Below are 2,276 nucleotides of genomic sequence, written 5' to 3'. Positions count from 1 at the left end.
GGGCTTCGCCCCTGGCATCATTTCAGCCCTTACCTGTCCGGCCAGTATCTGCATGCTACGATCGATAATAATCTGGCTTCCGGAGGCGATCTGCTGCCGACGAAAGGCAAGACCGCCGTCAATACTCCGACCTTTAGCGGTGCGATCGGACTGGCTTATGACGACGGTTCGATTTTCGGAAATTTCAATTTGAATTATGTAGGTTCGCAATACGCCACATTCATGAATGACCAGAAGATTCCGTCCTACTTCACGGGAAATGTAACGCTTGGCTATCGCATGAAGAATTACCGGTTCGTGAAGCATCCCCATATCCAGCTGAATCTTATCAATCTCGGCAACAGTGGGTATCTATCCGGAGCCTCAAGTCTTGTCGGAAATGCCAAGGCGACCAAAGGCGTTTACGGGACGACCATTGCTGCCCAGACGCCTCTTTATTATGTGGGTGGTAGCTTTGCCGGGGTGGTCTCCATGACAGCCGGCTTCTGATCGTGAGTGTAACCGGATGTTTACGCCCCGGTTTCAGGCAGGCGATATGATATCGCATCTTGAGAGCCAGCTTTTCCTGCGTGACCGTATCATATCTGGACGGATCAGCTTTGACGGCCACATCCGTAACATCATGCCTCTGTCCCGGACCACAGAACGCTATATCCTTCCCAGCTTCATCGACGGTCATGTCCATGGCAAGGGGCGAACCGAGACGATGGATGGCGTGGCTGCCATTAAAACCCTCTTCCGGTTCCACCTTGCCCACGACACCACGCCCCTCCTGCTGACCACGATCACAATTCCTTGGGCAGAGGTCATGGGCACACTTCGGGCCGTAGCGGACGTCTGTGATTGGGGAGCGCAAGACGGCTCCCGCATTCACGGCGCACATCTGGGAGTGCCTTTCGTCAGCCCCACAAGCTGGGTACCCAGCCGCCGTTCGATATCGAACCGACAGGCGGCCATGTGGCCGAAGCGATCGCAACCGGCTCTGTCCGCGTCGTGACGAACACACCGGAACTCGCACATTCCATCAGCGCCATGCAGACCTTTGCCTGTACGGGCATCAGGGTCAGTATCGGACATATCATCACGGACCATGCTGGGGCGGAACGCGACATCTGTCTGGTCTGTGCGTCTGGCTGAGTGTGTGATGGGAAACCGGCTGCTGTTTGTAACGGACGCCATGCGCGGCACTGGCGAATCCGATGGCCCCAGCCAGCTTGGGGGTCAGGATGTGCTGATCCGTAAGACTTGGCACATCTGCTCGATGGGACACTCGTCGGGAGTGTCCTGCCCCTCGATCAGGCCCTGTGCAATGCCGTTGACGCAGGCATGTCCCTTCCAAAAGCCGCCCGGCTGGTAAATACGAATACTGCGACCTATCTTGGCCTTCATGAGCGTGGCGCCATTGCGCCCGATCTGCTTGCGGATTGCACGGTTCTTGATGAAAGACTTCAGATCATCGAAGTCTGGGTTAACGGCAAGCGCCGGGCATGAAGACCAAACAGGATTGACGCCTCAATGAATATCATCGTCACCAATAGCCCCGAACAGGCCTTCCATCGCGCTGCCGACATGATCGCGGCTGAGATTCGCGCTTCTTCGAGGCCGGTTCTCGGCTTGGCAACAGGTCGTACAATGGAGAATATCTATCGGCTCCTGGTCCAGCAATATGATGCCGGAGCACTGGATTTTTCCGGTATGACATCCTTCAATCTAGACGAATATGTCGGTCTTGGCCCCACGGACGCGAATTCATACCGTCATTACATGCAGGAGCATCTCTTCGCGCATGTGAATATGCCTCTCAGCGGGATTCACGTTCCAGGCGGCGCCGCACCAGATCTGGATGCCGAATGCGCCAGTTATGAAGTGGCCATCCGTGCATCGAACGGCATTGATCTGCAACTGCTGGGGATTGGTGAAACCGGTCATATCGGCTTCAATGAACCACCATCCGCATTCGACAGCCGGACGCGAGTCGTGGAGCTTGATGACATCACACGACGTCAGAACAGCAGTATGTTTGGTAACGACCCTAAGCGGGTTCCATCACGCGCCCTGACGATGGGTGTCGGCACAATCCTTGAAGCCCGACACCTCCTGCTGGTAGCAGTTGGAGGTGTTAAGGCAGCCATCATCAATGAAGCCCTGAACGGCCCCATCAGCGAGAACGTGAGCGCCACCGCGATCCGGCTTCACGATAACGTCACGGTCATTCTGGACGAAGCTGCAGCCAGCATCTACAACCAAGCAATAAAATGAGCCCTCTGCTTTCGCAT

At 55.8% G+C, this 2,276-nt stretch carries 1 protein-coding gene and 2 pseudogenes; all 3 read left to right on the top strand.

The window, feature by feature from the left end; all coding sequences use genetic code 11:
• A pseudogene (locus tag HKD27_RS16160) lies at positions 1–489 on the top strand (TonB-dependent receptor); the annotation flags it as partial.
• Positions 490–535: 46 nt separating this feature from the next.
• Positions 536–1,491: pseudogene (locus HKD27_RS16155) on the top strand (N-acetylglucosamine-6-phosphate deacetylase).
• A gap of 24 nt (positions 1,492–1,515) precedes the next feature.
• Complete coding sequence (nagB, locus tag HKD27_RS16150) at positions 1,516–2,259, top strand: glucosamine-6-phosphate deaminase (RefSeq protein WP_194690212.1); 744 nt, start codon at positions 1,516–1,518, stop codon at positions 2,257–2,259.
• The last annotated feature ends 17 nt before the right edge of the window (positions 2,260–2,276 follow it).

Source organism: Gluconobacter sp. R75690, from assembly GCF_015244525.1.
In the GTDB taxonomy this organism is placed as follows: domain Bacteria; phylum Pseudomonadota; class Alphaproteobacteria; order Acetobacterales; family Acetobacteraceae; genus Gluconobacter; species Gluconobacter potus.
This window is presented reverse-complemented; position numbering and strand designations above follow the sequence as displayed.

Coding starts and splice junctions, on each gene's coding strand:
- nagB (WP_194690212.1), top strand. CDS start 1,516: ATGAATATCATCGTCACCAATAGCCCCGAACAGGCCTTCCATCGCGCT.